This window comes from Arthrobacter oryzae (assembly GCF_003634095.1).
GTDB lineage: Bacteria > Actinomycetota > Actinomycetes > Actinomycetales > Micrococcaceae > Arthrobacter > Arthrobacter oryzae.
Map to the genome: position 1 here is coordinate 452070 of NZ_RBIR01000002.1, position 25384 is coordinate 477453.

Below are 25384 nucleotides of genomic sequence, written 5' to 3' on the forward strand. Positions count from 1 at the left end.
CCGCCATCCGTAGACTGACGTCATTCTTCGGTCTCCCGCGGCCGTTCAGCTGACCCGTCGGCTGGACGGCGGTCTCATGAAAGATAAACGTGAACTCTTTACGGATGAAGACTGCGTTGTTCGCCGCGCTTGTCCTTGGCTTGGTTTCGGCTGCCGGCACGCCAGCTTACGCTGTGCAGTCACCGACGCCGGTCGCGACCGGAACGCCAACAGCTCCGGTGACTGCCGCTGCTCCGGCAACTCTCGCCGCTCCGGCAACGACCCCGACGCCGTCAGCCACCACCGCCCCAGCACCCGGCGTGACGACGGCCCGGCCGTCTCCGACTTCCTCCGCCACTGCCGGCGTGAACCCGCCGCTCACGACCATGGAGTCACTGCCGGGGGGAGGCTCCGGCGAGCCGTTCATTGCGCACACGTTCGAAAACCCGCCCCCGGCCGGCAGGAAGGGCGCACCCGCCGGCGCCGCCGCGACGGCATTCACCACACAGTCCTTCGCGCTGACCCGCTCCGGCGACATCAAAGTACGCCTGGTCCTGGTCCAGCTGGCCGACAAGAAGGCGACCATCCCGCAAGCAGCAGCACAGGCTGCCATCACCAACAGCAGCAACTATTGGAAGACCATGTCCAACGGCCGGTTGTCGATGACGGTGACCAAGGTGGAGAGCCGTACCAGCAAGGCCACCTCGACGCAGCGTTACCCGGACATGATGAACACCATTGCCGGGGAACTCGGGTGGACTCCCAGCACCAATACCGCCCTTGTGATCTTCGTGTCCACGCCCACGCTCTCTGACGGCGCATATGGCGCGGGCTGGAGTTATCCGGGGCTCAGCGGGCGGGTCATCATGCCGCTCCCGGCGACATTGACCAACAGCGTCCTGACGCACGAGTTCGGACACGTGCTCGGACTCATGCACGCAAACAGCCTCCAGTGTGGAAGCGGCGCCCAGGATGTTGCCACGAACCCGGACGGGACGTTCGCCGATTCCAGCTGCAGCATCCGTGAATACGGCGACAGCCTGGATCTGATGGGCATCTCCCAGCGCACCCAGCCCGCCATCAGCTCAACTCTTTGGGCCTATGGCGGCTTTGGCCGCGGCGATGAAATCGTTGACGCAGGGCCGCTCACCGGCATGAAGAAATTCACCCTGACGGCATGGGCCGGTACCGCCGCGAGCCGGGCAGCAAAGTTCACGGATCCCGTGAGCGGCGAAACCTATTTCCTCGAGTTGCGGCTGCCTGTCAGCTATGACACCACCGAGGCTGTGGATCTCAACAGTGGCGTCAAGATCGTCCAGCAGTTGGGGGCCGGCTCGCTGATTCTGCTGCCGGATTCCAGGCCGTTTGCCGGCTATTACAACCCCCGCCAGACCTGGCAGCCGGGACAGACCTTTACCACCCACGCAGGCACGCGGGTAAGCATCGATGCGATCACCTCCACCTCGGCAAGCGTCACGGTGGAGTCCCTGCTCTCCATCGCCGGCAAGGCAATCGACCCTGTCGCGACCGCCACACCCGCCCTGGGAAGCCCGACATCCACCGTCACGTGCGGTCTCCGGGCCGGCGGGTGCTACAGAAACTTTCAAGGCGGCTCTGTCCACTGGACACCAGGCACCGGAGCAGTGGCAACAGTCGGTGCGATCGGCGCCTCCTGGGGCGCCCTGGGCTATGAAAACGGCAAGCTTGGCTACCCGACCAGCGGTCAGAGCTGTGGCCTGACCGGGGGCGGCTGCTACCAGGCATTCCAGGGCGGCACCATCCACTGGTCGCCGGCCAGCGGGGCCATCGCAACCCTCGGCGCGATCCGCACGGCGTGGGGCGCCACGGGCTACGAGAACGGCAAGCTCGGCTACCCCTTGTCCAATGAGATCTGCGGACTGACCGGGGGCGGCTGTTACCAGACGTTCCAGGGCGGGAGCATCCACTGGTCGCCGGCCAGCGGCGCCTTCGCGACCTGGGGTGCCACCCGCGCCACCTGGGCGAGCCTGGGCTATGAAAAAGGCAAACTCGGCTACCCGTCCGGCACTGAAACCTGCGGCCTGACCAGCGGCGGCTGCTACCAGACGTTCCAGGGCGGCACCATCCACTGGTCGCCCGCCACCGGCGCGGTTGCCACATGGGGCGGTATCCGCGGCGCGTGGGCGAACCTCGGTTTCGAAAACGGGAAGCTCGGCTACCCTACCGCCGGTGAGGTCTGCGGGCTGGTTCAGGGAGGCTGCTCCCAGGCGTTCCAGGGCGGTGCCGTCTATTACGCGCCCGGCGTCGGAGCGTTCGCCACGTGGGACCCGATCCGTAAGGCGTGGGGCACCCAGGGCTACGAAAACGGGAAACTCGCCTACCCAACCACCAACGCAACCTGCGGACAGGACGGGAGCTGCGATCAGTCCTTCCAGGGAGGATTCATTCACTGGACCGCTGCGGCGGGCGCCATCGCAACCTCTGGGCCCATCGGGACCGCCTGGGCGGCCCTTGGTTCCTCCCGAGGACAGCTCGGCTACCCCGTAGCCAGCCAGGTCTGCGGACTGGTCAACGGCGGCTGCTCCCAGGCGTTCCAGGGCGGGGCCATCCACTGGTCGCCCGCCACCGGCGCCTTCGCCACTTGGGGCGGCATCCGCACCACCTGGGCGGGCCTCGGCTTCGAAAAGGGCAAACTCGGCTACCCCGCCGGCAAGGAAACGTGCGGGCTGGCCAACGGCGGCTGCTACCAGAGCTTCCAGGGCGGCACCATCCACTGGTCGCCCGCCGCCGGCGCCTTCGCCACCTGGGGAGCCATCCGTGCGGCTTGGGGCGGCCTCGGCTATGAAAACGGCAAACTCGGGTACCCCGTCAGCAATGAAATCTGCGGGCTGGTCAATGGCGGCTGCTACCAGGCATTCCAGGGCGGCACCATCCACTGGTCCCCCGCCACGGGCGCCTTCGCCACCTGGGGCGGCATCCGCACCACCTGGGCGGGCCTCGGCTTCGAAAAAGGCAACCTGGGCTACCCCGCCGGCAAAGAAACCTGCGGGCTGATCAACGGCGGCTGTTATCAGAGCTTCCAGGGCGGCACCATCCACTGGTCCCCCGCGACCGGCGCGTTCGCCACCTCGGGTCCCATCCGCACCACCTGGGGCAGCCTTGGCTATGAAAAGGGACGGCTTGGCTATCCGGCTTCAGCGCAGAACTGCGATCTGGTCACCGGCGCCTGCAGCCAGCGATTCCAAAACGGAACGATCACTTGGTCTGCCGCGCAAGGCAGCGTAGTGCTCCCCTAGGCTGGTTGCTGCACTCAGCCGGCGGCCGCCGGCCTTGACGGGCCACCAACCGCCCGGGCGCCCCCGTTACCGTTCCATCCCACCCGGGTTAAACCCCAGGGGCTCATCACTCGGGCATGATCATGGTGCGCAAATCCAGCTGCCGCAGCACCCGGTCCGCGACTTCCGGGTCCATGCCCGGCTCGTTCCGGGCCGTCACCACTTCCTGGCGGGCCGCATCGAGGGCGATCGTCTGCACCGCAATGGCGAGTTCGCGGCCGCGCTTGCGCTTTTCCCCCGCGGTTTCGTTTTTCAGGCTGCCGTCCAGCAGCTCCGCATGCAGCCTGGTCATCTTCTCCTTCACCAACGCCACTTTCTCCGCCGGCAGCTCCTTCATGAGCGCGTTGTCCTTCAGCGCGGCGATCGCTGCCTGCTGCGCGCGGCGGGCGAGGACGCGGGCCGCGTCGCGTTCCTCCGAGCCGTCCTCGGACGCTTTCAGGACCCGCATGAGCCACGGCAGCGTGAGCCCGGGCAACACCAGGGTGGCCAGCAGGACCGCGCAGGCGATCACCAGCAACTGGCTCCGGGCCGGGAACGGCGTGCCGTCCGCGATGGTCAAGGGGAGGGCCAGCGCCAGCGCCAGCGTGGCCAACCCGCGCATGCCGCACCAAGTCAGGATCAGCACGTCCTTCGCGGACGTAGGGCGCAGGACGTCCTTCCTGGCCCGCGACAAGCCGGACATCATGGCCAGCCACGCAAACCGCACGGCGAACACCAGGACGCACACAACGGCCGCGCTCCCGGCCATGCCAAGGACGGCGCTGCCCTCCTCCTGAATGACCTGCCGTACTTCCAGCCCCACCAGCCCGAACGCCAGCCCGGTGATCAGCAGCTCCACCACATCCCAGAACGCGGTGCGGGTGACCCTTTCGGCGGCATCCTGCGGCCTGGAGTGGCGCTGTATTTCCAGGGCCGTGACGACGACGGCGATCACCCCGGAGGCGTGCACTTCCTCGGCCAGGATGTAGGCGGCGAACGGCACCACGAGGGTCACGGCACTGCGGGCCACCATCGAGGCCACGAGCCGGGTAATCAGGCTCGTGAGCCAGCCCATGCCGATCCCGACGAGCACTGCGATCGCGGCGCCGAGAACGAACTGGAGGACGACGTCGGAGGCGATTTTCGTGCCGGCGGCCGCGGCGGCCACGGCGGCCTGGAAGATGACGATGGCGGCGGCGTCATTGAAGAGCCCCTCGCTCTGCAGAACATTGATGAGCCGCCTTGGCATGTGCACCCGGCTGGCGATGGAATCCACGGCGACGGGATCCGGCGGGGCCACCATCGCCCCCAGCGCGATCGCGGCCGGGACGCCGATGCCCGGGATCATGAGCCAGGCCGCGCCGGCCACCACCGCGGTGGACACCACCACGAGCGCGACCGCGAGCATAAGCAAGGTGCGCCAGCGGACCCGGAAGACGGCCCATGAGCTGCGCTGGGCCGTTGCGAAGAGCAGCGGCGGAAGGAAGACCGGCAGGATCAGCTCGGGCGGGATCTGCACTTCCGGGAAGCCCGGAATGAACGTCAGGGCGGCCGCGAAGAGCAGCATTAGCACCGGGTAGGGCAGCCTGAGCCGGTCTCCCAGCCCCACGGCCATCACGGTGGCCAGCAGCAGTCCGACGATGAGCGCCAGCTGGTCCATGTGCCTGCTTCCCAAGGAGGCGTCCGCGCACATCCCGGGTGGATGCACGGACCTCCCCCACTAGCCTATCGGCCTGGGTTCCGCCGCCGGTGCGGGGCGAACGGCTCCGGCGGGGGCTCCTAGGACTCGGGTTGCAGTGCGGCCGCAAGCGGTAAGGTGCCGTCCCGGAACTCGATGGTGCGCCCGATCGTGGCCGGCAGCCCGAGGACCGCAGCCGCCACCAGGGCGACGTTTGCGCGGGCGGTGTCGGTTCCCTTTGACGTATCGGCGGGGTCGACGTCGATCATCCCGTTCCCGGGTCCGTCCGTGAGGGCCCCGGGGCCCAGAATGGTCCACTCGAGCCCCGAGCCGCGCAGGTAGGCGTCCGCGGCGGCCTTCGCTTCCGCATAGGCGTAAAAGCCGTTGTCCGAGGGGACACCGTGATCCGGCCCCGCGCCGAAATAGGACACCATGACATAGCGCCCGACGCCGGCCTCCGCCGCTGCGTCCATCGAGCGGACGGCTGCGTCCCGGTCCACGGCGTAGGTCCGCTCGGGGCTGCCGCCGCCGGCACCGGCGGACCACACCACGGCGTCGTGGTCCCTCAGGGCGTCGGCGATCTCCGCCGTCGCCGCGTTCTCCACGTTCAGGACCGAGGGCGTGGCGCCCGTGGCCGCGACGTCGGCCGCGTGGGCCGGGTTGCGGATGAAGGAGGTGACCTCCTGCCCGTCTGCTGCGAGAATCCTGGACAGTTCCAAAGCCACCTTGCCGTGGCCGCCGATGATTGCGATGCGCGTCATGGACCTATTCTGTCCCACACGACGAAGAACTGCTGCCCCATGGTCCAGAGGTTTGTGGTGGTCCAGTAGATCAGCACACCGATGGGGAAGACTATGCCCCCCACGCCGAAGACGACCGGCAGGCTGTAAAGAATGATCTTCTGCTGGGCCATGAGCGGGCTCGGCACGGCGTCCTCGGCCACGGTCCTGGCCAGGATCTGCCGCTGGGTGATGAACTGTGAGGCCGTCATGGCCAGGATCATCACGATGGAGAGGATCCACACGGCGGTCTGGTTGCCGTCGCTGCCATGGAGCAGGGACGCGGAGAGCGGGGCGCCGAAGATGGTGGACTCGTCGAACTGCTTGACCTGCTCGGCGCTCATGGCGCCTATGCCCTGATTCTGGCCGGCCGCCGAGCCGATGCCGGAGAGGACCTGGAACAGTGCGAAGAAGAACGGCATCTGGATCAGCATGGGCAGGCAGGCCGAGAACGGGTTGGTGCCGTGCTTCTTGTACAGCGCCATTTGTTCCTGGGCCATGGCCTGGCGTGACAGCTGGTCTGTTTTGCCCTTGTACTTGTCCTGCAGATTCTTCAGGTCCGGCTGCAGGAGCCTCATCCGGCGTTGGGCCTCGATCTGTTTGACGAAGACGGGAATTAGGGCGGCACGGATGACCAGCACCAGCCCGATGATGGACAGAGTCCAGGTCCAGCCGCCGGCCGGCGCCATGCCGATGGTGCTGAGTCCGTCATGGAAGCCGACCATGATGGCCGAGACCAGCCATTTGAACGGCGCCAAGACCGATCCCAAAAGGTCCACCGATATCCCCGTCCGTCAGATGCAGCAAAGCTACGGCGAACCGGGGCGCTTGTCACGGTTCCGCCCGGTCCCGCGTCCCCGTTGCGCTATCACCTGTGGCTGCTATCGGGCGCCGGTGGGGACCATACGTGATAGGGCAACCGGGGTTAAGACAAAAGAACCCCGCAGGCCTGGCCTGCGGGGTTGTTCTGTAGCGGTGGGGAGGCTCGATCTCCCGACCTCACGATTATGAGTCGTGCGCTCTAACCAACTGAGCTACACCGCCATAAATGAGGAAAACCTGCGCTAAGCCGGTCAAAAACCGCCTTGACACAGGCCCTCATTCAGAGCCCCCCACCGGAATCGATCCGGTGACCTCGTTCTTACCAAGAACGCGCTCTACCACTGAGCTAGGGGGGCAACGAGTAAATACTCTACCGGAAGATTCGTCCACCAACAAATCGGCGGCCGGACGGCGTCGGACCTGCCGAATGTGGCGGAAATCCGGGCTTCCGGGGCGCTCCGGGGAGCCAAGAGCGCCACCCCCGGACGGCATTCTGCGCGGGGTGTGATGAAGCGAACATGCGGGTGGAATGGTTAAAGCGGAACGGGCCGGCTCAAGAGCCGGCCCGTTCTCAGTTAGTGCTGGTGATTACCACTTGTTGCGGGGCTTGAAGCCGCCTTCGGTGCGGGGCTTGCGGGTGTCGGCGCCGAAGGTGCGCTGCTCGGAGCGCTCGCTGAAGGAGCGGCCGCCACGGTCAGCGGAGGACCGCTCGCCGTCCTTGCGGAACTCGCGCTTGAAGCCGCCGTTGCCCTTGAAGTTGCCGCTGCCACCGGAGTAGCCGCCACGGTCCCCACCGCGGTCGCCGCCGCGGTTGCCCTGGTAGGAGCCGCGGTCACCGGAGGGCTTGCGGCCGTTGTCGAGCTCGAGGTGGATCAGCTCGCCGCCGATCCGGGTGCGGGACAGGGCCTTCAGCTGATCGGCGCTCAGGTCCGCCGGGAGCTCCACGAGGGAGTGGTCCGAACGGATGTCGATGCCGCCGATCTGGGCCGAGGAGATGCCGCCTTCGTTGGCAATGGCACCCACGATGGAACCCGGCATGACGCGCTGGCGGCGTCCGACGGCGATCCGGTAGGTGGCGTTGCCCTCGGTCAGGGTGCGGGTCGGGCCGCGGGAGCCGAAGCCGTCCTTGGAGCGCTCGCGCTTCTGGAACTCCGGCGCGGCCGGCAGTTCCTTGACCAGGAGCGGCTGCCCGCCCTGGGCCATGACGGCCAGTGCGGCGGCGATCTCGGCGGCCGGGACGTTGTGCTCTTCCTCGTAGGAGGCGATGAGGTCGCGGAAGGCCGCGACGTCCTCGGAGGCAAGCGTCTCGGTGATCTTCTCCGCGAACTTGCCCAGGCGCAGGGTATTGACCGACTCGGCGGTGGGCAGGTGCATCTGCTCAACCGGCTGGCGCGTGGCCTTCTCGATGGACCGCAGCAGGTACTTCTCCCGCGGCGTCATGAACAGGATCGCGTCGCCGGAACGGCCCGCGCGGCCGGTGCGGCCGATGCGGTGGACGTAGGACTCGGTGTCGTGCGGGATGTCGTAGTTGACCACGTGGCTGACGCGCTCGACGTCGAGACCGCGGGCGGCGACGTCGGTGGCAACCAGGATGTCGATCTTGCCGTCGCGCAGGGCCTCGACCGTGCGCTCACGCTGCTGCTGCGGGATGTCGCCGTTGATGGCTGCAGCCTGGAAGCCGCGGGAGCGCAGCTTGTCGGCAAGGTCCTCGGTGGCCATCTTGGTCCGCACGAAAGCGATGACGCCCTCGAACTCTTCGACCTCGAGGATGCGGGTCAGCGCATCGAGCTTGTGCGGGCCCATGACCTGCAGGTAGCGCTGGCGGGTATTGGCGCCCGTGGTGGTCTTGGACTTGACCTGGACCTCGGCCGGGTTGTTCAGGTACTGCTTGGAGAGCCGGCGGATCTGGCTCGGCATTGTGGCGGAGAACAGCGCAACCTGGCGGCCCGCAGGGGTCTGCTGGAAGATCTGTTCAACGTCTTCGGCGAAGCCCATGCGGAGCATCTCGTCGGCCTCATCCAGCACCAGGTACTGGAGTTCGGACAGGTCGAGGGAACCCTTGGAGATGTGGTCGATGACACGGCCGGGGGTACCGACAACCACCTGGGCGCCGCGGCGCAGGCCTGCGAGCTGGGGGCCGTAGGCGGAGCCGCCGTATACCGGGAGGACGGTGAAGTCATCGATGTGCTTGGCGTAAGAGGTGAAGGCCTCGGCGACCTGGAGGGCGAGCTCGCGGGTGGGAGCCAGCACCAGGGCCTGGGTCTTGCGGGACGGGCCGTTGAGGTCGTGGAGCTCGGCCAGGCGGGACAGTGCCGGTACTGCGAATGCTGCAGTCTTACCGGTGCCGGTCTGGGCCAGGCCCACGACGTCGCGGCCTTCGAGCAGCAGCGGGATGGTTGCTGCCTGGATCGGGGACGGCTTCTCGTAGCCGACGTCCTGCAGGGCGGCCAGGACGCGGCCGTCGATGCCGAGGTCTACGAACTTGACGCCTTCTTCCTCGGCGTCCTCGTCCTTGGCCGGGGCGGAAACGGCCTCGGTCTTGGTTTCAGCCTGCGGGGCGGTCTCTGCGGCCGGAGCCTCAAAGTTCGCAGGAGCCTCGGTGAATTCCGGGGCGGAGCCGGCTGCGGGTGCAGCCGTTTCAGAAGTCTCGACGTCGGCCTGGTTGTTCTCGGTGGCGAGTTCGGTGTCGACGGAGTTGTTCTGATTTTCGGGCATAGGTGAAATTTCCTCATCCATAGGGGCCAAGCGGCACAACCCGAGGTGAGCGGAGCCGCAGTACGCGTGACACGAATTGCCGGGCGTACGGTTGACCGGCGGGTCACATAGAAGTCCGGCGCTTTCGCAATCCCGTGGCAGGACTTCCCGCTGCATCTCTTGGCTGCTATCCCAGCAGTCTGTACAGCGTTTTCTTTTGCCGGCTCTCCCTATGAAAATGCCCGCATCACAGTTGCGGGCCCCAACACTTGCCAGTCCTGCCTCAAGAATTGGGCAGGAATAAGGGATTTCCGGAGTGGGGGATATTTCAAGTGTAGGGCATGAATCAGAACAGTGGTAGCTGAGGGGCCGATGGCGGCCGGTGAGCTTGCGCACACCGGCGCCGGGCGGCTAGACCCCGAACTGGCGCTGCAGCGACTCGAAACGCTCGTGATACTCGGGCTGGAGGCGGATCTCGCCGTCGGCGTCGGCGTCGCGCAGGGCCTCCATGTCCTCCAGCGTGGGGTCGGTGAACCACTTGGCGATGGTCACGCCGTGGGCGGGGACAAAGAGACGGTGGATGTGGTTTCCGGCTTCGATGCTGCCGGTCCGGACCACCCGGAGGTAGGTGCCCACCCGGCCGGCCTCGCTGAACCTCTTGACCCAGTGCGGCTCGCCCATCCGGCGCTGGAACGTGGCGCACGGCACGCGCGGTGAAGTCACTTCCACCTCGACGTCCAGTCCGATCTTCCAGCGTTCGCCGATCACCGCGTTGGAGGCGCTGAGGCCCGTGATCCGCAGGTTTTCTCCGAAGATGCCCGGCGGCAGGTCCCGCCCGAGCTCGGCGGCCCAGTAGTCGGCGTCGTCCTGCGAATAGGCGTAGAGTGCCTGGTCCTCGCCGCCGTGGTGGATCCGGCTCGCCTGGATATCGCCGCGCAGGCCGAGTTTGTGCACCCGCACCGGTCCCTCCACGGGACGCTTGTCGATCGCGGTGACCCCGACGCTGCCCGGGTCCTCCAGGAGCTCGTGGACCCGGCAGACAGCAAGCACAGATGCGGTTTCCATGGCACCAGTGTAGGCCTGCGGCACGGCCCGGGACCGGACTCAACGCTGGGCCGGGCGGGACAAGTTCCCCGCAGGCTGCCGGGCCCCGTGCGACGCTCCAGCCCGGTTGCTTTCCGGCACGTCGCCGGACAGCCCGGCGACACCGGAGTGTCGGCCGGGGTCCGCGCCCGGGTCCGGAAGGAACCGGGCAGGAACGTCGGCGCAACGGTGCAGGCCGGCCCGCCGTAGGATGCTGGCATGAGCAACGAGGCCTACCTTTCCAACGTGTCCGATGTCCTGGCGATCGATTCCCTGCTGAGCGCGGAGGAGCGCGCAGTGCGCGAGCGCGTCCGCGATTTCACGGACCAACGGATCCGTCCGGGCATCGCCGGCTGGTACGACGACGCCGTGTTTCCCCTGGACCTTGCCCCGGAACTTGGCGAACTCGGTGTGCTCGGCATGCATCTTCAGGGCTATGGCTGCCCCGGCCGCTCGGCTGTCGAGTACGGCCTCGCGGCGATGGAACTCGAGGCCGGCGACTCCGGGATCCGGACGTTTGTCTCCGTGCAGGGTTCCCTTGCCATGACGGCCATCCACAAGTGGGGCTCCGAAGACCAGAAGCAGGAGTGGCTCCCCCGGATGGCCGCCGGCGAGCTGATCGGCGCTTTTGCCCTGACCGAGCCCACGGCCGGCTCGGACCCCGCATCGATGAAGACCTTTGCCCGCCGCGACGGCGCCGGCGAGAATGCCGGCTGGGTCCTGGACGGCGCCAAACGCTGGATCGGGCTCGCATCCGTGGCCGATGTGCTGGTGGTGTGGGCCATGACCGACGACGGCGTGCGTGGCTTCCTCGTCCCGGCCGGCAGCCCGGGGGTCACCGCGACGCCGATCGGACAGAAGCTCTCGATGCGCGCCTCCATCCAGTGCGACATCACGTTCGACGCCGTGCGGCTGGGCCCGGAGGCCCTGCTTCCGGCGGCGCAGGGGCTGCGCGGCCCGTTCTCCTGCCTCAACGAGGCCCGGTACGGGATCGCCTGGGGCGCGATGGGTGCCGCCAGGGATTCCTACGAGGCGGCCTTGGCCTATGCCCAGGACCGGCTGCAGTTTGGCAAGCCGCTGGCCGGATATCAGCTGACGCAGGAAAAGCTTGTGAACATGCTCGTGGAAATCCAGAAGGGCACCCTGCTGGCCCTGCATCTGGGCCGGCTCAAGGACGCCGGCGCGCTGCGTCCCGAGCAGATCTCTCTGGGCAAGCTGAACAACGTCCGGGAAGCGCTCAGCATTGCCCGGGAGGCCCGGACCATTCTGGGCGGCAACGGCATCACGTTGGACTATTCCCCGCTGCGGCACGCCGCCAACCTGGAGTCCGTCCGCACCTACGAGGGTACCGACGAGGTCCACACCCTGATCCTGGGCCAGCACATCACGGGGCTCCCCGCGTTCCGGTAGGCCCCCGTTGTGACTATCGGACGGCCTTGAGCAGCGAACAGTGGCGTGAGACGCCATCCGGGCGCGCATCTAACGCTGCCCGCGGGTCCGCGCCTGCAGCGACGCCCGTGGATATGACGCTTATATACGACGGTTACAGCGTGGAGCCGGCCCGGACGTCCCGGTCAGCAGCAGGTTCGGACCCCAGTTCAATGTCCGCCGGCAGGGACTCCCGGCGGAGGGCTACGAGCCAGCACGCCAGGATGGCCACGGCGCAGAAGACCCCGGCGCTGGAGGCCATGATCCACAACCCGGGAGTCTGCACATCGAGGTTCTCCGCGCCCAGCGCCGTGCCGATGGTCTTCGGCGAGAACAGGAACACCAGGATCGAGATGCCCAGGACCCCGCCCATGGTCCAGCGCATCCCGGCGTAACGGCGCGGGGTTTCCCGCAGTGTCCATGCGAAAGCCGGAAAGACCGCCGCAACCCACACCCAGTGGTGGGACCAGGAGACCGGGCTGATCAACAGCATGGTGAGCGCCGTCGCCGACACCGCGACGACGCGGGCGCCCCGGTCGCTGGCCGCCTTGATGACCCCGGCGCCGAGGGCCGCGACCGCCAGGCTCAGCACCAGCCAGGGCACGGTGACCTGTGACTCGGGAACACCGAAGTGCAGGAGGGCGCCCTTAAGCGAGAGATTGTCCACGTAGCCCGCGCCGCCCAGCCGGGACGTGTCCGGCAGCATCCGGAGCCAGAACTGCAGTGATTCCACGGGACGCAACAGCCAGCCCAGCACCACCGTGGTGGCGAAGCCCGCAGCCATGTTGCCCAGTCCGCGCCAGTCCTTGCGGACCAGGAAGTACAGCCCGAACACCAGCGGGGTCAGCTTGATGCCCGCGGCGACGCCCACCAGGAAGCCACTGCCGGGGAAGCCCCGCATCCAGCGCGGGTTGCGGGTCAGCAGGTCCCCGGCGATCAGGCCCATTAGCAGGATGTTAATCTGGCCGAACAGCAGGGTCTCGCGCCACGGGCCGAGATTGAGCACCGCCAGGACCAACGCGGCGGCGGCCCAGCAGTTGCCCGGCGACCGGAAGGTGGCGCGCCAGTCCGTCCGGGCGTTCCAGTACCGGACCGCGCGGCCTGCGGTCAGGATCGCCACGACGGCGCCGGCGCTGTTGAACAAGGTCAGCGCCGCGGCCTCCGGCAACCGGGCCAGCAGCCCGAAGATCAGGGCGGCGAACGGCGGGTAGGTAAACATCAGCTTGGGGCCGCCGGCCCAGTCCACGTTTCCCGTGTACAGTCCTGACGGCGCCGCGCCGGCGTCGTTGAGGATCTTGCCGCCGTACCAGTAGACGCTGAAGTCCAGCCCCTGCTTGGCCCAGACGCCGAGTGAGACCCAGATGAAGTACCCCACCGCAGCGATGGCCAGGAGAACGGAAAGCCGGAGCAGTCGCTGATCGGGCAGCCGCCGGCCGGGCCGATCAGAGGAGAACGGCTTCGGGCCGGGCCGATTAGAGGAGGCCGGTTTCGAGGCGGGCCGGGCCGATCCGGCGTCGGAATCGAGCACTGACATGTTTACCCCAATCGGGCTGCTGGTGTAGACGCTGGCCGTTTGGTCGGTTCCGTCCGGGCGGAAACGCGCCCTCGCTGTCCGGGTCAGTCTACAGAACAGCTAAGCCGGAACCGGGACCGACTCCGGCTTCCGGGCGTCCTTGCGGATGGAGGCACTGATGACGGCGGCGATGGTGCACATGGCGGCGGCGGCAAACCAGGCGTACGTGTACTGGCCGGTCGCGTCACGGACCGCGCCTGCGGCCAGGGCCGCGGCGGCCGCGCCGAGCTGGTGTGCCGCGAACACCCAGCCGAAGACGACACTCCCGTCGGCACCGAAAACCTGGCGGCAGATGGCGGCGGTCGGCGGCACCGTGGCCACCCAGTCGAGGCCGTAGATGACCACGAACACGATCATGCTGGGCTGGACCGTGGCGCTGAGCAGCAGCGGCAGGACCAGCAGGCCGATCCCGCGGAACTGGTAGTACACGGCGAGCAGGATCCGGGGGTTGAAGCGGTCCGTGAGCCAGCCGGAGGCGATGGTGCCGACGATGTCGAAGAGGCCCACGACGGCGAGCAGGCCGGCCGCGGTGGTTTCGGGCATGCCGTGGTCGTGCGCGGAGGGGATGAAGTGGGTGCCGATCAGGCCGTTGGTGGTTGCGCCGCAGATCGCAAAGCCCGCCACGAGAGCCCAGAAGGTGCGCACCTTGCTGGCCCGCTTGAGGACCTGCAGGGCCCGGACCGCGGCGTTGCGGCGCGGCTCCGCCACGCCGTGCGCGGCAATTTCGGGCCCGGCGGCTTCTGTCCCGGCACTTTCGGGCCCGGCAGTTTCGTGCGCGCCAGCTTCGCGTCCGGTCGAGTCTGCCCCGGCGGTCCCGCCTGCAGCTGCGGGCGCGGCCCCGTAGGGCAGCACGCCGATCTCGGCCGGTGAGTTCTTCAGGAACTTCAGCACCAGCGGCACCACGGCCAGGGCGCCGGCGGCGATGAGGAGCGAGGCCTGCCGCCAGCCCGGGTCCTGGGCCAGTTGCGCGATGAAGGGCAAAAACACGAGCTGTCCTGCGGCGCTGCCGGCGGTGAGGATGCCGATCACCAGGCCGCGGCTCTTGGCGAACCAGGTGTTGGCGACGGTGGCGGCGAAGACCAGGGCCATGGAGCCGGTGCCGAGGCCGATCAGCAGTCCCCATGTCAGGAGGATCTGCCAGGACTGGGTCACCAGGACCGTCAGGGCGCTGCCGGCGCCGATCAGCATGAGGGCAACGGCCGTGACGGCGCGGATGCCGAAGCGCTCCATGAGGGCGGCTGCGAACGGTGCGGTGAGCCCGAAGAGGACGAGATTGATGCTGACCGCGGCAGACAGCACGGTGGTGGACCACCCGAACTCGTTCTGCAGCGGGATCATCAGCACGCCGGGCGCTGCCCGGAACCCGGCGGCGCCGACGAGTGCGAGGAAGGCGACAGCCGCCACCGTCCACGCCGGGTGGAGCCGGCGGCGGACCGGCGCGGGGCTCAGGGTGGTGTCGGGGGCGCTCATGCGGCGGTTCCGTTCTCGGGGCGGGTGGGGACGGGGCGGCCCGGGGCAGGGGCCCGCGTGCCAGCCGAGGCCAGGGGCACGGGGTCCGTGGTGCGGGTGAGGCTGTGCCAGCTCGTGTTCGCGGCCGTCAGAGGGTCGCCGCAGGAGGTGCAGGTGTCCGCGGAGGAAGTCCTCGCCCCGCAGCCGTTGTGGATGACGAACATGTGGGCTTGTTCGGAGGGCGCCGGGAGGTGCTTTTCGGCCCAGATCACGACGGCGTTGAGCACCGGCAGGGCATCCTCACCCTTGGTGGTGAGGACATATTCCTGGCGGGTGCGGCCGCCGTCGTCGTAGGGCCGCCGGGTGAGGAGCCCGGCGTCCACGAGGCCGGAGAGCCGCCTGGTGAGCACCGAATCGGCCGCCCCGAGCCGGACTTTCATGGCCTCGAAGCGGCCGTTGCCGAAGAAGACCTCACGCAGGACGAGCATGCTCCAGGGGTCGCCGAGGATGTCGAGGCCGCGGGCCATGCTGCAGGTCCGCTGGGACCAGTCGGATCGGAGTGCCATGCGGCCAACCCTAGCTGACTCTCTTAGAGAAAGCTAGGGTTGGCCGCCGCGGGATATGGCTGCCGGGGCCCGGGGCGGTGGTTAGCTGCCGGGTTCCAGCGTCGAGAGCGCGGCCTCGAGGTCGGCGATCAGGTCTTCCACGTCCTCGATGCCGCATGAAAGCCGGATCAGGTTGACCGGCACGGCCAGTTCGGTGCCCTTGACGGAGGCGTGCGTCATCTCTGAGGGGTAGTTCATGAGCGATTCAATCCCGCCCAGAGACTCGGCCAGGGTGAAGACCGACGTCGATTCGGCCACCTTGCGCGCCGCGGCCTCGCCGCCCTTGAATTGCACGGAAATCATGCCGCCGAATTTTTTCATCTGCTTCTTGGCGAGCTCGTGGCCGGGGTGCGAGGGCAGGCCGGGGTACAGCACGGCCTCCACCTCGGGACGCTCGAGCAGCCATTCGGCCACGGCCTGGGCGTTCTCGCTGTGCCGGTCCATGCGCACGCCGAGGGTTTTCAGGCCGCGGGTGGTGAGGAAGGCGTCCATCGGGCCGGACACGGCGCCGACGGCGAACTGGACGAAGCCGATCTTCTCCGCCAGTTCCGGGTCGTTGACCACGATCGCGCCGCCGACCACGTCCGAGTGGCCGCCGATGTACTTGGTGGTGGAGTGCACCACCACGTCGGCGCCAAGGGCGAGCGGGGTCTGCAGGTACGGGGAGGCGAAGGTGTTGTCCACGACGAGGAGGGCGCCGGCGTCGTGGGCCACTTTGGCGAGGGCCTCGATGTCGGTGATCTTCATCATCGGGTTCGACGGCGTCTCCACCCACACCAGGCGGGTCTTGCCGCCGCCGGCGATGGTGCTGTCGGCGGTGCCGCCTGCCGCGACGGCCGCGGCGACGGCGTCGAGGTCGGACATGTCCACGGGGGTGTTGCCGATGCCCCACTCCCCCAGGACCCGGCTGATGAGGCGGTAGGTTCCGCCGTAGGCGTCGTTGCCGAGCACAATGTGGTCGCCGGGGCGGGTGAGGGCACGGATCATGGAGTCCTCGGCGGCCAGGCCAGAGCCGAAGGAGAATGCGGCGGTCCCGCCCTCCAGTGCGGCCAGCTGCTCCTGCAGCGAATCACGGGTGGGGTTGGTGCCGCGGCCGTACTCATAGCCGGCCCGCAGTCCGCCGATCCCGTCCTGGGCGTACGTGGTGGAGAAATGCACGGGCGGCACCACCGCGCCGGTGCGTGGCTCGAAGGCCTGGCCGGCGTGGACGGCGCGAGTGTTGAAACCCGGGGTTTTCGAGGCAGAGTTTTCTGGCTGGGACATGGGACTCCTTGAACTGGTCAGTTGCTGAGGTACGCGAGGAGGTCGTGGCGGGTCAGGATGCCCACCGGAGCGCCGACAAACGTCACCATGAGGGTGTCGGCGTCGGAGAGGAGTTCACGGGCGGTCGAGATCGATTCGAGCGAGCCGATCACGGGCAGCCGGGCCTCCATGTGTTCGGAGATCTTGTCCGAAAGTTTGGCCTCGCCCTTGAAGAGCTTGGCCGTGAGCGTGCGCTCGTCCACGGCGCCGAGCACCTCGCCCATCACCACGGGCGGTTCCTGGGACAGGACCGGGATGTGCGAGACGCCGAACTCGTTCATGATGTTGATGACATCGCGGACGGACTCGTTCGGGTGGATGTGGACGAGGTCCGGGAGTTCACCGGTCTTGGCCTTGAGGATCTCCCCCACGGACGCCTCGTCCCCGCTGGCCAGGAAACCGTACGAGCGCATCCACTGGTCGTTGAAGATCTTGGCCAGGTAGCCGCGGCCGGAGTCCGGCAGGATGACCACCACGACGGCGTCCGCCGGCAGGTCCGCGGCGACCTGCAGCGCGGCCACAACCGCCATGCCGGACGATCCGCCCACCAGCAGGCCCTCTTCGCGGGCAAGCCGGCGAGTCATCGCGAAGGAATCGGCGTCGCTCACGGCAATGACATCGTCCGGGACGGACTTGTCGTAGTTGGCCGGCCACATGTCCTCGCCGACACCCTCGACAAAGTACGGGCGGCCGGTTCCGCCGGAGTACACCGAGCCGGCGGGATCCGCGCCGATGATCTTGACGACGCCGCCGTCGGCCTCGGACCGCCCGGCGGAAACTTCCTTGAGGTACCGCCCGGTGCCGGTGATCGTGCCGCCGGTGCCGGCGCCGATCACGCAGTGCGTGACCCGGCCGTCGGTGTCGTTCCAGATCTCCGGCCCGGTGGATTCGTAGTGGCTTGCCGGGGCGGCCGGGTTGGAGAACTGGTCCGGCTTGTACGCGCCCGGGATCTCGGTGACGAGCCGGTCCGAGACGCCGTAGTAGCTCTGCGGGCTGTCCGGGGGGACCGCGGTGGGCGTGACCACCACTTCGGCGCCGTAGGCCTGGAGCACGGCCCGCTTGTCCTCGCCGACCTTGTCCGGCACAACGAAAATGCACCGGTAGCCCTTCTGCTGCGCGACGAGCGCCAGGCCAACGCCGGTGTTGCCCGACGTCGGCTCCACAATGGTGCCCCCCGGCAGGAGCTTGCCCGTTCGTTCGGCCTCCTCGATCATCTTTGCCGCGATGCGGTCCTTGATGGAACCGCCGGGGTTGAGGTATTCGAGTTTCACCAGGACGGTGGCTGCGATGCCGTCGGTCACGTGGTTGAGTTTGACGAGCGGCGTGTGGCCGATGAGGTCCAGAACGGACTGGGCATACTTCATAGGTACAAAGTTACCGTCTCCGGAGCGGCAGGCACGTCGGCGCGGCTCCGGCGCCCCGAGGTGCGACGATTAGCCGGTGAAAAGGATCGCCGGGCTGAAGAAATTCAAAAGCTATGCACTGCCCACGGGCATGTTGCTGGCCGGTTGCGCGGCTCTGGCGTCCGGGCTGCTGCCGGTCCCCGCCTTCCAGGAACTCGCGGCACGGACCGTGCCGGTGCTGGCGTTCGTGGTGGCGATGTCGCTGGTCACCGAGTTGGTGGATGAGGCCGGCCTGTTCCGGGTGGTCACCGAGCGGATTGCCGCCCTGGGCCGCGGCCGGGTCCTCCTGCTGTGGCTCCTCGTCATCGCCCTCGCCACCGTCTCGACGGTGTTCTTGTCGCTGGACACGACGGCGGTGCTGGTGACTCCCGTCGTCGTGCTGCTGGCTATTCACGCCCGCATTCCCCCGCTGCCGTTCGCGCTGACCACGGTCTGGCTGGCGAACACCGCCTCGCTGCTGCTGCCGGTCTCCAACCTGACCAACCTGCTGGCGCAGGACCGGCTCAAGCTCAGCCCCGCCGCGTTCGCCGCGCTGGTGTGGGCGCCGGCCCTGGTGGGCATCCTGGTGCCGCTGGTGCTGCTGTGGCTGGCGTTTCGGAAGGATCTGCGCGGCAAATACGGGCCGCAGCCGATCCACAAGGTCCGGGACCGGGTGCTGCTGTACGCGGCGTCGGGCGTCATGGTGGTGCTACTGCCGGCACTCGTCTCCGGGGTTCCGGTGCAGATCTCCGCCATCGCCGCGGCTGCCGTCCTGGTGCTGCTGTTCCTCTGGCGGCGCCGCTCGGCCTTGCGCTGGTCCATGATTCCGTGGCGGCCGCTTATGCTCACGTCCGGCCTGTTCATGGTGGTGGAGGCCATGCACGCGAACGGACTGACCCGTTTCCTGTCAGGGATCGCAGGAACGGGCGAGACCCTGCCGGCGCTGCTGCAGCTCGCCGGACTCGGCACCGTGGCGGCCAACGCGGTCAACAACCTGCCCGCCTACCTGGCCCTGGAACCGGTCGGCGGCTCCCCCGCCCGGCTGGCGGCCCTGCTGATCGGGGTGAACCTCGGCCCGCTGGTGACCCCGTGGGCGTCGCTGGCCACGCTGTTGTGGCACGAGCGGCTCCGCGCCCTCAACGTGGACATCCGCTGGGGCGGTTTCGCCCTGGCCGGCGTCGTCGCCGTCGTCCTGACCGTCCCGCTGGCGGTCGTGGCACTGTGGCTCACCACGGGAAGGCACTGAGGCCGGGGACCGGGCCGGAAGCCTCAGGCGCCGATGTCGTTCGCCGCGGCCCCACCCGACGCCGAGCCGGCGGCGCCCTCGCGCGGTGCGCTCTGCCAGAGGCCCACTACATTGCCTTCGGTGTCCTTGAAATAGGCGGCCCAGCCCATGGTGCCGATTGCCTGCCGAGGCAAGACCGTGCTGCCGCCCAGGGATGTGATCTTCTCCAACGCCGCGTCAATGTCATCAACGTCCACCGTGACCACCGGGGACGTGAGGTCACCTTCCCGGCGGAACATGCCGCCGTTGATCGAGCCCGTAACGGCGGGCATGCCCGTTGCGTCCGTCGCCGTCGTCTTGATCATGGCGTAGCTCATCTCCGGCACGGAACTTATCTCCCAGCCGAACGCCGAGCTGTAGAACCCGCGGGCGCGGCCCTCGTCGTCTGCCGGGATTTCGAAATGTACTACTCCACCAGCCATCACACTCTCCTAAGAACAAGGATCGGGGCTAAGAGTCGGTCGTGGAGGCTCCACGCCACAGCCGGATTTTAGCCCCGGCGGCGCCGGGGGTTAAGGGCCCTACGGCCCGCGCTTCGGCCCGCGCTTCGCGGCTGCGGGTACGGCTGCGGATACGGCCGCTGTCAGGCGGGCATGCGAACATGTTCGGATGAGCATCGCTGACCTCCCCGCCGGCCTTGCCGCCGCGGCGGACGCGTCATTGCGGTGGCATCCAGGCGGCCCGTTCGACCTGATGCAGACCATCGGCACGCTCCTGCGCGGCCACGGCGACCCGTCCATCCGCGCCGCGCCGGACGGGACCTGGCTCGCATTCACGACGCCGGCCGGCCCGGCCACGCTGCGTCTGGCGACTTCCGGGCCGCGGGCGGACCCCTCGGTGGATGCGCAGGCCTGGGGGCCCGGGGCTGCGGACGCCGTCAGGTCCGTGCCGCGCATGCTCGGGAGCGAGGACGACTGGTCCTGCTTCGACGCCCCCGCGTTCCAGGCCACCCTCCCGCGCATGGTGGTCGAAGCCCGACGCCGGAACCTCACGGTGCGGCTGCCCGCCACCGGCCGGATGATCGACTCGCTGGTGCCGACCATCCTGGAACAGAAAGTCACCGTCATTGAGGCCCGGCGCGGCTACCGGTACCTGATGTACCGCTTCGGGACGGCGGCTCCGGGTGCCGGCACCGTCGCTCCCGCCAATCTGCTGGTCCAGCCGACGGCCGCGCAGTGGCTGCATATCCCGTCCTGGGAATGGCACAAGGCCGGCGTGGGACCGCAGCGTTCGGCAACCGTGATGCGCGCGCTGCGGTCCGCCGTCGCGCTTGAACGTCTCGCCGCCCTCCCCGCGGCGGAGGCCGCGGCCAAGCTTCAGACCCTTCCCGGCATCGGGGTGTGGACGGCCGCGGAGGTGGTGCAGCGCACGCACGGATGCCCGGACTCCATCGCGGTGGGCGACTACCACCTTGCCGCCTACGTGGGTGCCGCCCTGACCGGCCGCCGCACGGACGATGCCGGCATGCTCAGGCTGCTCGCGCCCTGGGCGGGGCACCGGCAGCGGGTGGTCCGCATGATCGGGCTCAGCGGCTTCCGGAAACCGACCTTCGGCCCGCGGATGACGATCCAGGACCACCGCGGCCACTGACCGGCCAGCGCACCAACCAACGCGGGGTCACTTACGGCCCATCCGGGGCCCCTACATGGGCGCGATCTGACCCCGCGTTGCCTTAAACCGGGCGGAGCCGGGCCCGTTTGATCCTGGCGATGACGGATTCGAACCCCTCGGCGAGGTCATCGGCGTTGGCTTTGAAGTACGCCCAGCCCGCGCTGCGGAATGCCTCGTCGCGACGGTTGTCTTTCGACTGCTGTACCCGGGTGAGGTGGGGAGCGCCGTCGTACTGGACGGCGAGCCGGAATCTCCGGTAACCCAAGTCAGCAGCCGGCGAGCGCCGGTCATCCGGATCAAGCCTCAGTTGCAGCTCCGGCTCCGGCAGACGCGCATCCAGCAGCGCCAGCCGCAAGAACGTCTCCGGGAAGGAGTCTGCTCCCACGCGCATCTCTTCCAAGGCCAGCCGGGCCTTCTCGACGCCCTTCATGTTGGGATGCTGGCGGATCAACAGCCGCAGGCCGTCCTTGTAGGCGTAGGGTTCCCGCCTCTGTTCGAGGCTGGGCCGGGGCTGCCGGATGAGCTGGTCGCCCAGGGCAATGAGGTAGTTGAGCGGCAGGACCGCCGCCAGATCCAGCCAGGTCCGGGGCGGTGCGGTCACCGGGATGCCGTCGACCTCGGTCAGCTCGCCGGGGATGCACCGCACGCGGTGGCCTGTGACCCCGGCCCGGCGGACCCTGGGCAGTTCATGGGGCTTGCTGAGGTGGATGGTCGGACACCCGCCCAGCCACGGCGGCAGTCCAAGGCCGGTCAGTACGGCCGCGGTTTCGTGCGAAGCCCAGGCGCCAGGGGTGGCGGCGGCGAGAACCCGAGCCCTTTCGATGATCTCAAGGTGCCGGCTGGCGGGCAGATAGATAAGGCGGCCGCCGTCGGACAAATCATGGGCGCGCAGACGTTTGGGCCGGACGCCCAGCGCGCGTGACTCATACACGGTGAACGGTGTCTGGACGAGGCTTCCGGGGAGCGGCACAATGCGGACCATGGGCACTATTGTGACCGCGGATCAGCCTCGGCGCTGAGGTTATCCACAGGCCCTCAGGAATCACCACAACGCGGGGTCACTTACGGCCCATCCGGGGGCTCCGGATGGGCCGTAAGTGACCCCGCGTTGGTGTTGGGCGTTGGTTTTTAGAGGCCCAGCCGGGCCGCGGCCTCCCGGCGCATGTCCACCTTGCGGATCTTGCCGGAGACGGTCATGGGGAAGCTCTCCCGGACGTCCACGTAGCGCGGAATCTTGTAGTGCGCCAGCTTGCCGCGGCAGAACTCGGCCAGGCCGGCGGCATCCAGCGGCGCGGATCCCGGTTTCAGGATGACGCAGGCCATCAGTTCCTCCCCGTACTTGGCGTCCGGCACGCCGATCACCTGGACGTCCTGGATGTCGGGGTGGGTGTAAAGGAATTCCTCGATTTCGCGCGGATAGACGTTCTCGCCGCCGCGGATCACCATGTCCTTGATGCGGCCCTCGATGACGATGTAGCCGTCGGCGTCCATCCGGGCGAGGTCCCCGGTATGCATCCACCTTTCGGCGTCGATCGCTTCGGCGGTCTTCTCGGGCTGGTTCCAGTACCCGCGCATCACGGCATAGCCGCGCGTGCAGAGCTCGCCGATTTCCCCGCGCTCCAGCGTCTCCCCAGTGGCCGGGTCCACGATCCTGCTCTCCATGTTGGGCATGGTCCGGCCCACGGTCTCGGTCCGCTGGGCAATGGTGTCCACGCTCCGGGTCATGGTGGACACCGGCGAGGTCTCCGTCATGCCGTAGCAAATGGCCACATCTTTCATGTTCATCTCGGTGATAACCCGGTTCATTACCTCGATCGGGCACAGTGACCCGGCCATGACGCCCGTGCGCAGTGTCGAGAGGTCGTAGGAGGCGAAATCCGGCAGGGCGAGCTCGGCGATGAACATGGTCGGCACCCCGTAGAGAGAAGTACCGCCGAAGTCCTGCACGGCTTCGAGCGCCGCGGCCGGCGAGAACGACCGGCCAGGAATGATGGTGGCGGCGCCGTGGCTGAGGGCCGCCAGGTTTCCGATCACCATGCCGAAGCAGTGATAGAAGGGCACCGGGATCACCACTCGGTCGTGTTCCGTGTAGCCCAGCTGTTCTCCGATCGAGAACCCGTTGTTGAGGATGTTGTGGTGTGTCAGCGTGGCGCCCTTCGGGAATCCGGTCGTGCCCGAGGTGTACTGCAGATTGATGGGATCCTGCGGATCCAGCGCCGCCATGCGCTCCCGCAGCGCCGCGTGCCCGACGTCGTCTGCCCGCTTGAGCAGCTCGGCGTACGTCCGCTCCGCCTCACCTTCGGGATCGCCGGCAACCAGCCCGTCCGCGCCGCCGGTGGGGAGGAAGACCAGTTCGCGCAGCTCCGGGCACGCCGCCAGCGCCTGCCGCGCCATCCCCGTGTAGTCACTGTTCTTGTCCGAGGGCGCGGTGACCAGCATGCGCATGCCGTTCTGCTTGACCACGAACTCGAGCTCGTGGCTGCGGTAGGCGGGATTGACGTTGACAAGGATCGCCCCGGCCTTCGCGGTGGCGTACTGGAGGATGGTCCACTCGGCGCAATTCGGGCTCCAGATGCCGATCCGCTCGCCCTTCGCGACGCCCAGGGCCAGGAGCGCACGCGCCAGACGGTCGACGTCGTCGTTCAGCTTGGTATAGCTCCACCGCCGGGCCTCTTCGCCGGGCACCGCGGCCGCCTCGATCAAGGCATCGTGATACGGGAACCGCGCCGCGATCCGTTCGAAGTTCGCGCCAATGGTTTCCTCGAGCAGCGGGACGTCAGTGTCCCCGGCTGTGTAAGCAAGCATGGTGTGACGCTACCAACTGAGCGGAGGCAAAAGAAGAGCAAAGCTTGGAAGTCCTATGAAATTTCAGGTCATCTTCGGACGCCGGCAGGGCCGCCCGGTAGGGTGGGTGCCATGAGCGCACCTATCGACCTGCTGGCCACCTTCATCCCCAACGACGGCGAATTCTTCCGCGTGAAGCTCGCCCTGGACATCGCGATTGACGAAGTGGTCAACGAGCCCGGCTGCATCCGCTACGAACTCACCGAGGCCAGCGAGGACAAGCTCGTGCTGACCGAACGGTGGGCCAGCCAGGAAGACCTGGACACGCACTCCAAGGGCACGGCGGTCCAGGACCTGAACGAGTCCCTCAGCGCGCTGCTGGCCGAACCGGTCAAGCTCGAAAAGCTCTAAACCCTCCCCTACAACAGCAACGCGGGGTCACTTAGCGCCCATGATCCCCTCAGGGATAGGCGCGAAGTGACCCCGCGTTGCTTTAAGCCGGGGTGGATTAGGCGTCCGGGATCTGAGTCCCGTCCTGCTGGCCCGCCGCGGCGGCAGCTTCGGCCTGGGAGCGGGCCACATGGGCGTGGACTTCTTCCATGTCCAGGGCCTTGACGGCGTCCACCACCTGCTCCAGCTGCTGGGCGTTCAGCGCGCCGGGCTGCGAGAACACCAGGACCTTTTCGCGGAAGGCCATCAGCGTGGGAATCGACGTGATGCCGGCTTCGGCAGCGAGCTGCTGCTCGGCCTCGGTGTCCACCTTGGAGAAGACAACGTCCGGGTGCTTCTCGGAGATTGCCGAGTACGTGGGGCCAAACTGCTTGCACGGGCCGCACCATTCGGCCCAGAAATCGACAAGAACAATGTCGTTGTCTTCGACGGTCGCTGCGAACTGTTCACCTGTGATGTCTACGGTAGCCATGAGTCAACGGTACGGGAGCCGGCGTGGATTGTCCCCGGCATTTCGCTGTTGGCACATCCAGGCAAATGGCGGCGCCGATCAGCTCCAGGCGTGCGGGGCGGGGCGCCGGGCGCCGGGGAGGGCGTTGGTTTCGCGCCATTCGTGGATCCATTCGGGCAGTTCCAGCTCCGCCGGGGGCGCTCCGAATTCACGGATGATTTCCTCCTGGCTGACAGGCTTGCCCTTGCTGACCAGCCGGGTGGCGATGTGGGCGCGCGCGTAAACCTCGCCGTCCACCACCATCCGCTGTTCGAAGTAGATGGCCTTCGAATCGAGTCCGATGATCTTGGATTCGATGCTGTACCGCTGCCAGAGCTGCAGCGACCGGCGGAAGGCGATGGTCTCCCCCGCCGCCACCGGGGACCAGCCCCGGCGGCGCATCTTTTGCCAGGTTCCGCTGCGGGCCATGAGGTCGAAGCGTCCGAGATCCATGAGCGAGAAATACATGCCGTTGTTGACATGCATGGCGATGTCGATGTCCGTGGGCAGGACCCGCAGCGGCAGCGAGGAGCTGTCCCAGATGCTCAGGGGCGGGCGGCGCGAGGACGTGAACAGCAGCAGGAGGGTGCGGAGCAGGAGGTGCATGAGGCAATGTTACCCGTGAGTAATAAGAGTGCCAAGGGGCGGGGCGGCCGCAGGCTGCGGGCGCAGGCTGCGGGCGCACGGGTTCGGCACT

At 67.9% G+C, this 25384-nt stretch carries 19 protein-coding genes, 2 tRNA genes and 1 pseudogene; 5 read left to right on the forward strand and 17 right to left on the reverse strand.

The window, feature by feature from the left end; genetic code table 11:
* Window positions 1-104 precede the first annotated feature (104 nt).
* Window positions 105-3254 (forward strand): M43 family zinc metalloprotease, encoded by a 3150-nt coding sequence (locus C8D78_RS06430; RefSeq protein WP_120951253.1) that lies wholly within the window; start codon window positions 105-107, stop codon window positions 3252-3254.
* Window positions 3255-3360: 106 nt separating this feature from the next.
* On the opposite strand, the gene C8D78_RS06435 is transcribed toward C8D78_RS06430, so the two are convergent.
* The 7 genes and pseudogenes from C8D78_RS06435 to C8D78_RS06465 all read right to left on the reverse strand — a co-directional run bounded on the left by C8D78_RS06435 (window position 3361) and on the right by C8D78_RS06465 (window position 10310).
* Window positions 3361-4932: a Na+/H+ antiporter gene (locus C8D78_RS06435; protein WP_120951255.1), complete on the reverse strand. Its 1572-nt coding sequence runs from the start codon at window positions 4930-4932 to the stop codon at window positions 3361-3363.
* 119 nt (window positions 4933-5051) lie between these two features.
* A complete protein-coding gene (locus C8D78_RS06440) occupies window positions 5052-5711 on the reverse strand; it encodes an NAD(P)H-binding protein (protein WP_120951257.1) in 660 nt (219 codons plus the stop codon).
* A 17-nt stretch (window positions 5712-5728) separates the two neighbouring features.
* A pseudogene (yidC, locus tag C8D78_RS06445) lies at window positions 5729-6508 on the reverse strand (membrane protein insertase YidC); the annotation flags it as partial.
* Between the two features lie 191 nt (window positions 6509-6699).
* Window positions 6700-6773, reverse strand: a tRNA-Met gene (locus C8D78_RS06450).
* A 62-nt stretch (window positions 6774-6835) separates the two neighbouring features.
* Window positions 6836-6907: transfer RNA gene (locus C8D78_RS06455), tRNA-Thr, on the reverse strand.
* 232 nt (window positions 6908-7139) lie between these two features.
* Window positions 7140-9266 carry a DEAD/DEAH box helicase gene (locus C8D78_RS06460; protein ID WP_120951261.1) on the reverse strand — a complete coding sequence of 709 codons (2127 nt, stop codon included), beginning with the start codon at window positions 9264-9266 and terminating at the stop codon, window positions 7140-7142.
* Between the two features lie 390 nt (window positions 9267-9656).
* Entirely contained in the window at window positions 9657-10310 is a 654-nt protein-coding gene (locus tag C8D78_RS06465; protein ID WP_120951794.1) for an MOSC domain-containing protein, read from the reverse strand.
* Window positions 10311-10547: 237 nt separating this feature from the next.
* Here C8D78_RS06465 and C8D78_RS06470 point away from each other — a divergent pair, with 237 nt between their 5' ends.
* A complete protein-coding gene (locus tag C8D78_RS06470) occupies window positions 10548-11738 on the forward strand; it encodes an acyl-CoA dehydrogenase family protein (RefSeq protein WP_120951263.1) in 1191 nt (396 codons plus the stop codon).
* A 133-nt stretch (window positions 11739-11871) separates the two neighbouring features.
* Here the strand turns inward: C8D78_RS06470 and C8D78_RS06475 are convergent, their stop codons facing one another.
* The 5 genes from C8D78_RS06475 to C8D78_RS06495 form a co-directional block, all read right to left on the reverse strand.
* On the reverse strand, window positions 11872-13290 hold the full coding sequence (locus tag C8D78_RS06475; RefSeq protein WP_120951265.1) for a glycosyltransferase 87 family protein: 1419 nt from the start codon (window positions 13288-13290) through the stop codon (window positions 11872-11874).
* A gap of 99 nt (window positions 13291-13389) precedes the next feature.
* Complete coding sequence (locus C8D78_RS06480; RefSeq protein WP_120951267.1) at window positions 13390-14799, reverse strand: MFS transporter; 1410 nt, start codon at window positions 14797-14799, stop codon at window positions 13390-13392.
* Entirely contained in the window at window positions 14796-15344 is a 549-nt protein-coding gene (locus tag C8D78_RS06485; protein ID WP_244208276.1) for a winged helix-turn-helix transcriptional regulator, read from the reverse strand. The genes C8D78_RS06480 and C8D78_RS06485 overlap by 4 nt, the downstream gene beginning before the upstream one ends.
* 81 nt (window positions 15345-15425) lie before the next feature.
* Window positions 15426-16646: a cystathionine gamma-synthase gene (locus tag C8D78_RS06490; protein WP_120951271.1), complete on the reverse strand. Its 1221-nt coding sequence runs from the start codon at window positions 16644-16646 to the stop codon at window positions 15426-15428.
* A gap of 17 nt (window positions 16647-16663) precedes the next feature.
* Window positions 16664-18049 (reverse strand): cystathionine beta-synthase, encoded by a 1386-nt coding sequence (locus tag C8D78_RS06495; protein WP_120951273.1) that lies wholly within the window; start codon window positions 18047-18049, stop codon window positions 16664-16666.
* Window positions 18050-18179: 130 nt separating this feature from the next.
* On the opposite strand from C8D78_RS06495, the gene C8D78_RS06500 reads away from it, so the two are divergent.
* The gene (locus C8D78_RS06500; RefSeq protein ID WP_120951797.1) at window positions 18180-19313 is read left to right on the forward strand and encodes an SLC13 family permease; all 1134 of its coding nucleotides are present in this window, start codon (window positions 18180-18182) and stop codon (window positions 19311-19313) included.
* Window positions 19314-19336: 23 nt separating this feature from the next.
* Here the strand turns inward: C8D78_RS06500 and C8D78_RS06505 are convergent, their stop codons facing one another.
* Window positions 19337-19774 (reverse strand): VOC family protein, encoded by a 438-nt coding sequence (locus tag C8D78_RS06505; RefSeq protein ID WP_120951275.1) that lies wholly within the window; start codon window positions 19772-19774, stop codon window positions 19337-19339.
* A gap of 187 nt (window positions 19775-19961) precedes the next feature.
* Between C8D78_RS06505 and C8D78_RS06510 the strand changes: the two genes are divergently transcribed.
* The gene (locus tag C8D78_RS06510) at window positions 19962-20942 is read left to right on the forward strand and encodes a DNA-3-methyladenine glycosylase family protein (protein ID WP_120951277.1); all 981 of its coding nucleotides are present in this window, start codon (window positions 19962-19964) and stop codon (window positions 20940-20942) included.
* A gap of 82 nt (window positions 20943-21024) precedes the next feature.
* On the opposite strand, the gene C8D78_RS06515 is transcribed toward C8D78_RS06510, so the two are convergent.
* Window positions 21025-21945: a PDDEXK family nuclease gene (locus C8D78_RS06515; protein ID WP_167467864.1), complete on the reverse strand. Its 921-nt coding sequence runs from the start codon at window positions 21943-21945 to the stop codon at window positions 21025-21027.
* Window positions 21946-22091: 146 nt separating this feature from the next.
* The gene (locus C8D78_RS06520) at window positions 22092-23768 is read right to left on the reverse strand and encodes an AMP-binding protein (RefSeq protein WP_120951281.1); all 1677 of its coding nucleotides are present in this window, start codon (window positions 23766-23768) and stop codon (window positions 22092-22094) included.
* 111 nt (window positions 23769-23879) lie between these two features.
* Here C8D78_RS06520 and C8D78_RS06525 point away from each other — a divergent pair, with 111 nt between their 5' ends.
* Window positions 23880-24158 (forward strand): putative quinol monooxygenase, encoded by a 279-nt coding sequence (locus C8D78_RS06525; protein WP_120951283.1) that lies wholly within the window; start codon window positions 23880-23882, stop codon window positions 24156-24158.
* Window positions 24159-24255: 97 nt separating this feature from the next.
* Here the strand turns inward: C8D78_RS06525 and C8D78_RS06530 are convergent, their stop codons facing one another.
* Both C8D78_RS06530 and C8D78_RS06535 read right to left on the reverse strand, forming a co-directional pair.
* Window positions 24256-24669 carry a thioredoxin family protein gene (locus C8D78_RS06530; RefSeq protein WP_120951285.1) on the reverse strand — a complete coding sequence of 138 codons (414 nt, stop codon included), beginning with the start codon at window positions 24667-24669 and terminating at the stop codon, window positions 24256-24258.
* 78 nt (window positions 24670-24747) lie between these two features.
* Window positions 24748-25293: an acyl-CoA thioesterase gene (locus C8D78_RS06535; protein ID WP_120951287.1), complete on the reverse strand. Its 546-nt coding sequence runs from the start codon at window positions 25291-25293 to the stop codon at window positions 24748-24750.
* Between the last annotated feature and the right edge of the window lie 91 nt (window positions 25294-25384).

Coding starts and splice junctions, on each gene's coding strand:
- C8D78_RS06430 (WP_120951253.1), top strand. CDS start 105: ATGAAGACTGCGTTGTTCGCCGCGCTTGTCCTTGGCTTGGTTTCGGCT.
- C8D78_RS06435 (WP_120951255.1), bottom strand. CDS start 4,932: ATGGACCAGCTGGCGCTCATCGTCGGACTGCTGCTGGCCACCGTGATG.
- C8D78_RS06440 (WP_120951257.1), bottom strand. CDS start 5,711: ATGACGCGCATCGCAATCATCGGCGGCCACGGCAAGGTGGCTTTGGAA.
- C8D78_RS06460 (WP_120951261.1), bottom strand. CDS start 9,266: ATGCCCGAAAATCAGAACAACTCCGTCGACACCGAACTCGCCACCGAG.
- C8D78_RS06465 (WP_120951794.1), bottom strand. CDS start 10,310: ATGGAAACCGCATCTGTGCTTGCTGTCTGCCGGGTCCACGAGCTCCTG.
- C8D78_RS06470 (WP_120951263.1), top strand. CDS start 10,548: ATGAGCAACGAGGCCTACCTTTCCAACGTGTCCGATGTCCTGGCGATC.
- C8D78_RS06475 (WP_120951265.1), bottom strand. CDS start 13,290: ATGTCAGTGCTCGATTCCGACGCCGGATCGGCCCGGCCCGCCTCGAAA.
- C8D78_RS06480 (WP_120951267.1), bottom strand. CDS start 14,799: ATGAGCGCCCCCGACACCACCCTGAGCCCCGCGCCGGTCCGCCGCCGG.
- C8D78_RS06485 (WP_244208276.1), bottom strand. CDS start 15,344: ATGGCACTCCGATCCGACTGGTCCCAGCGGACCTGCAGCATGGCCCGC.
- C8D78_RS06490 (WP_120951271.1), bottom strand. CDS start 16,646: ATGTCCCAGCCAGAAAACTCTGCCTCGAAAACCCCGGGTTTCAACACT.
- C8D78_RS06495 (WP_120951273.1), bottom strand. CDS start 18,049: ATGAAGTATGCCCAGTCCGTTCTGGACCTCATCGGCCACACGCCGCTC.
- C8D78_RS06500 (WP_120951797.1), top strand. CDS start 18,180: ATGTTGCTGGCCGGTTGCGCGGCTCTGGCGTCCGGGCTGCTGCCGGTC.
- C8D78_RS06505 (WP_120951275.1), bottom strand. CDS start 19,774: ATGGCTGGTGGAGTAGTACATTTCGAAATCCCGGCAGACGACGAGGGC.
- C8D78_RS06510 (WP_120951277.1), top strand. CDS start 19,962: ATGAGCATCGCTGACCTCCCCGCCGGCCTTGCCGCCGCGGCGGACGCG.
- C8D78_RS06515 (WP_167467864.1), bottom strand. CDS start 21,945: ATGGTCCGCATTGTGCCGCTCCCCGGAAGCCTCGTCCAGACACCGTTC.
- C8D78_RS06520 (WP_120951281.1), bottom strand. CDS start 23,768: ATGCTTGCTTACACAGCCGGGGACACTGACGTCCCGCTGCTCGAGGAA.
- C8D78_RS06525 (WP_120951283.1), top strand. CDS start 23,880: ATGAGCGCACCTATCGACCTGCTGGCCACCTTCATCCCCAACGACGGC.
- C8D78_RS06530 (WP_120951285.1), bottom strand. CDS start 24,669: ATGGCTACCGTAGACATCACAGGTGAACAGTTCGCAGCGACCGTCGAA.
- C8D78_RS06535 (WP_120951287.1), bottom strand. CDS start 25,293: ATGCACCTCCTGCTCCGCACCCTCCTGCTGCTGTTCACGTCCTCGCGC.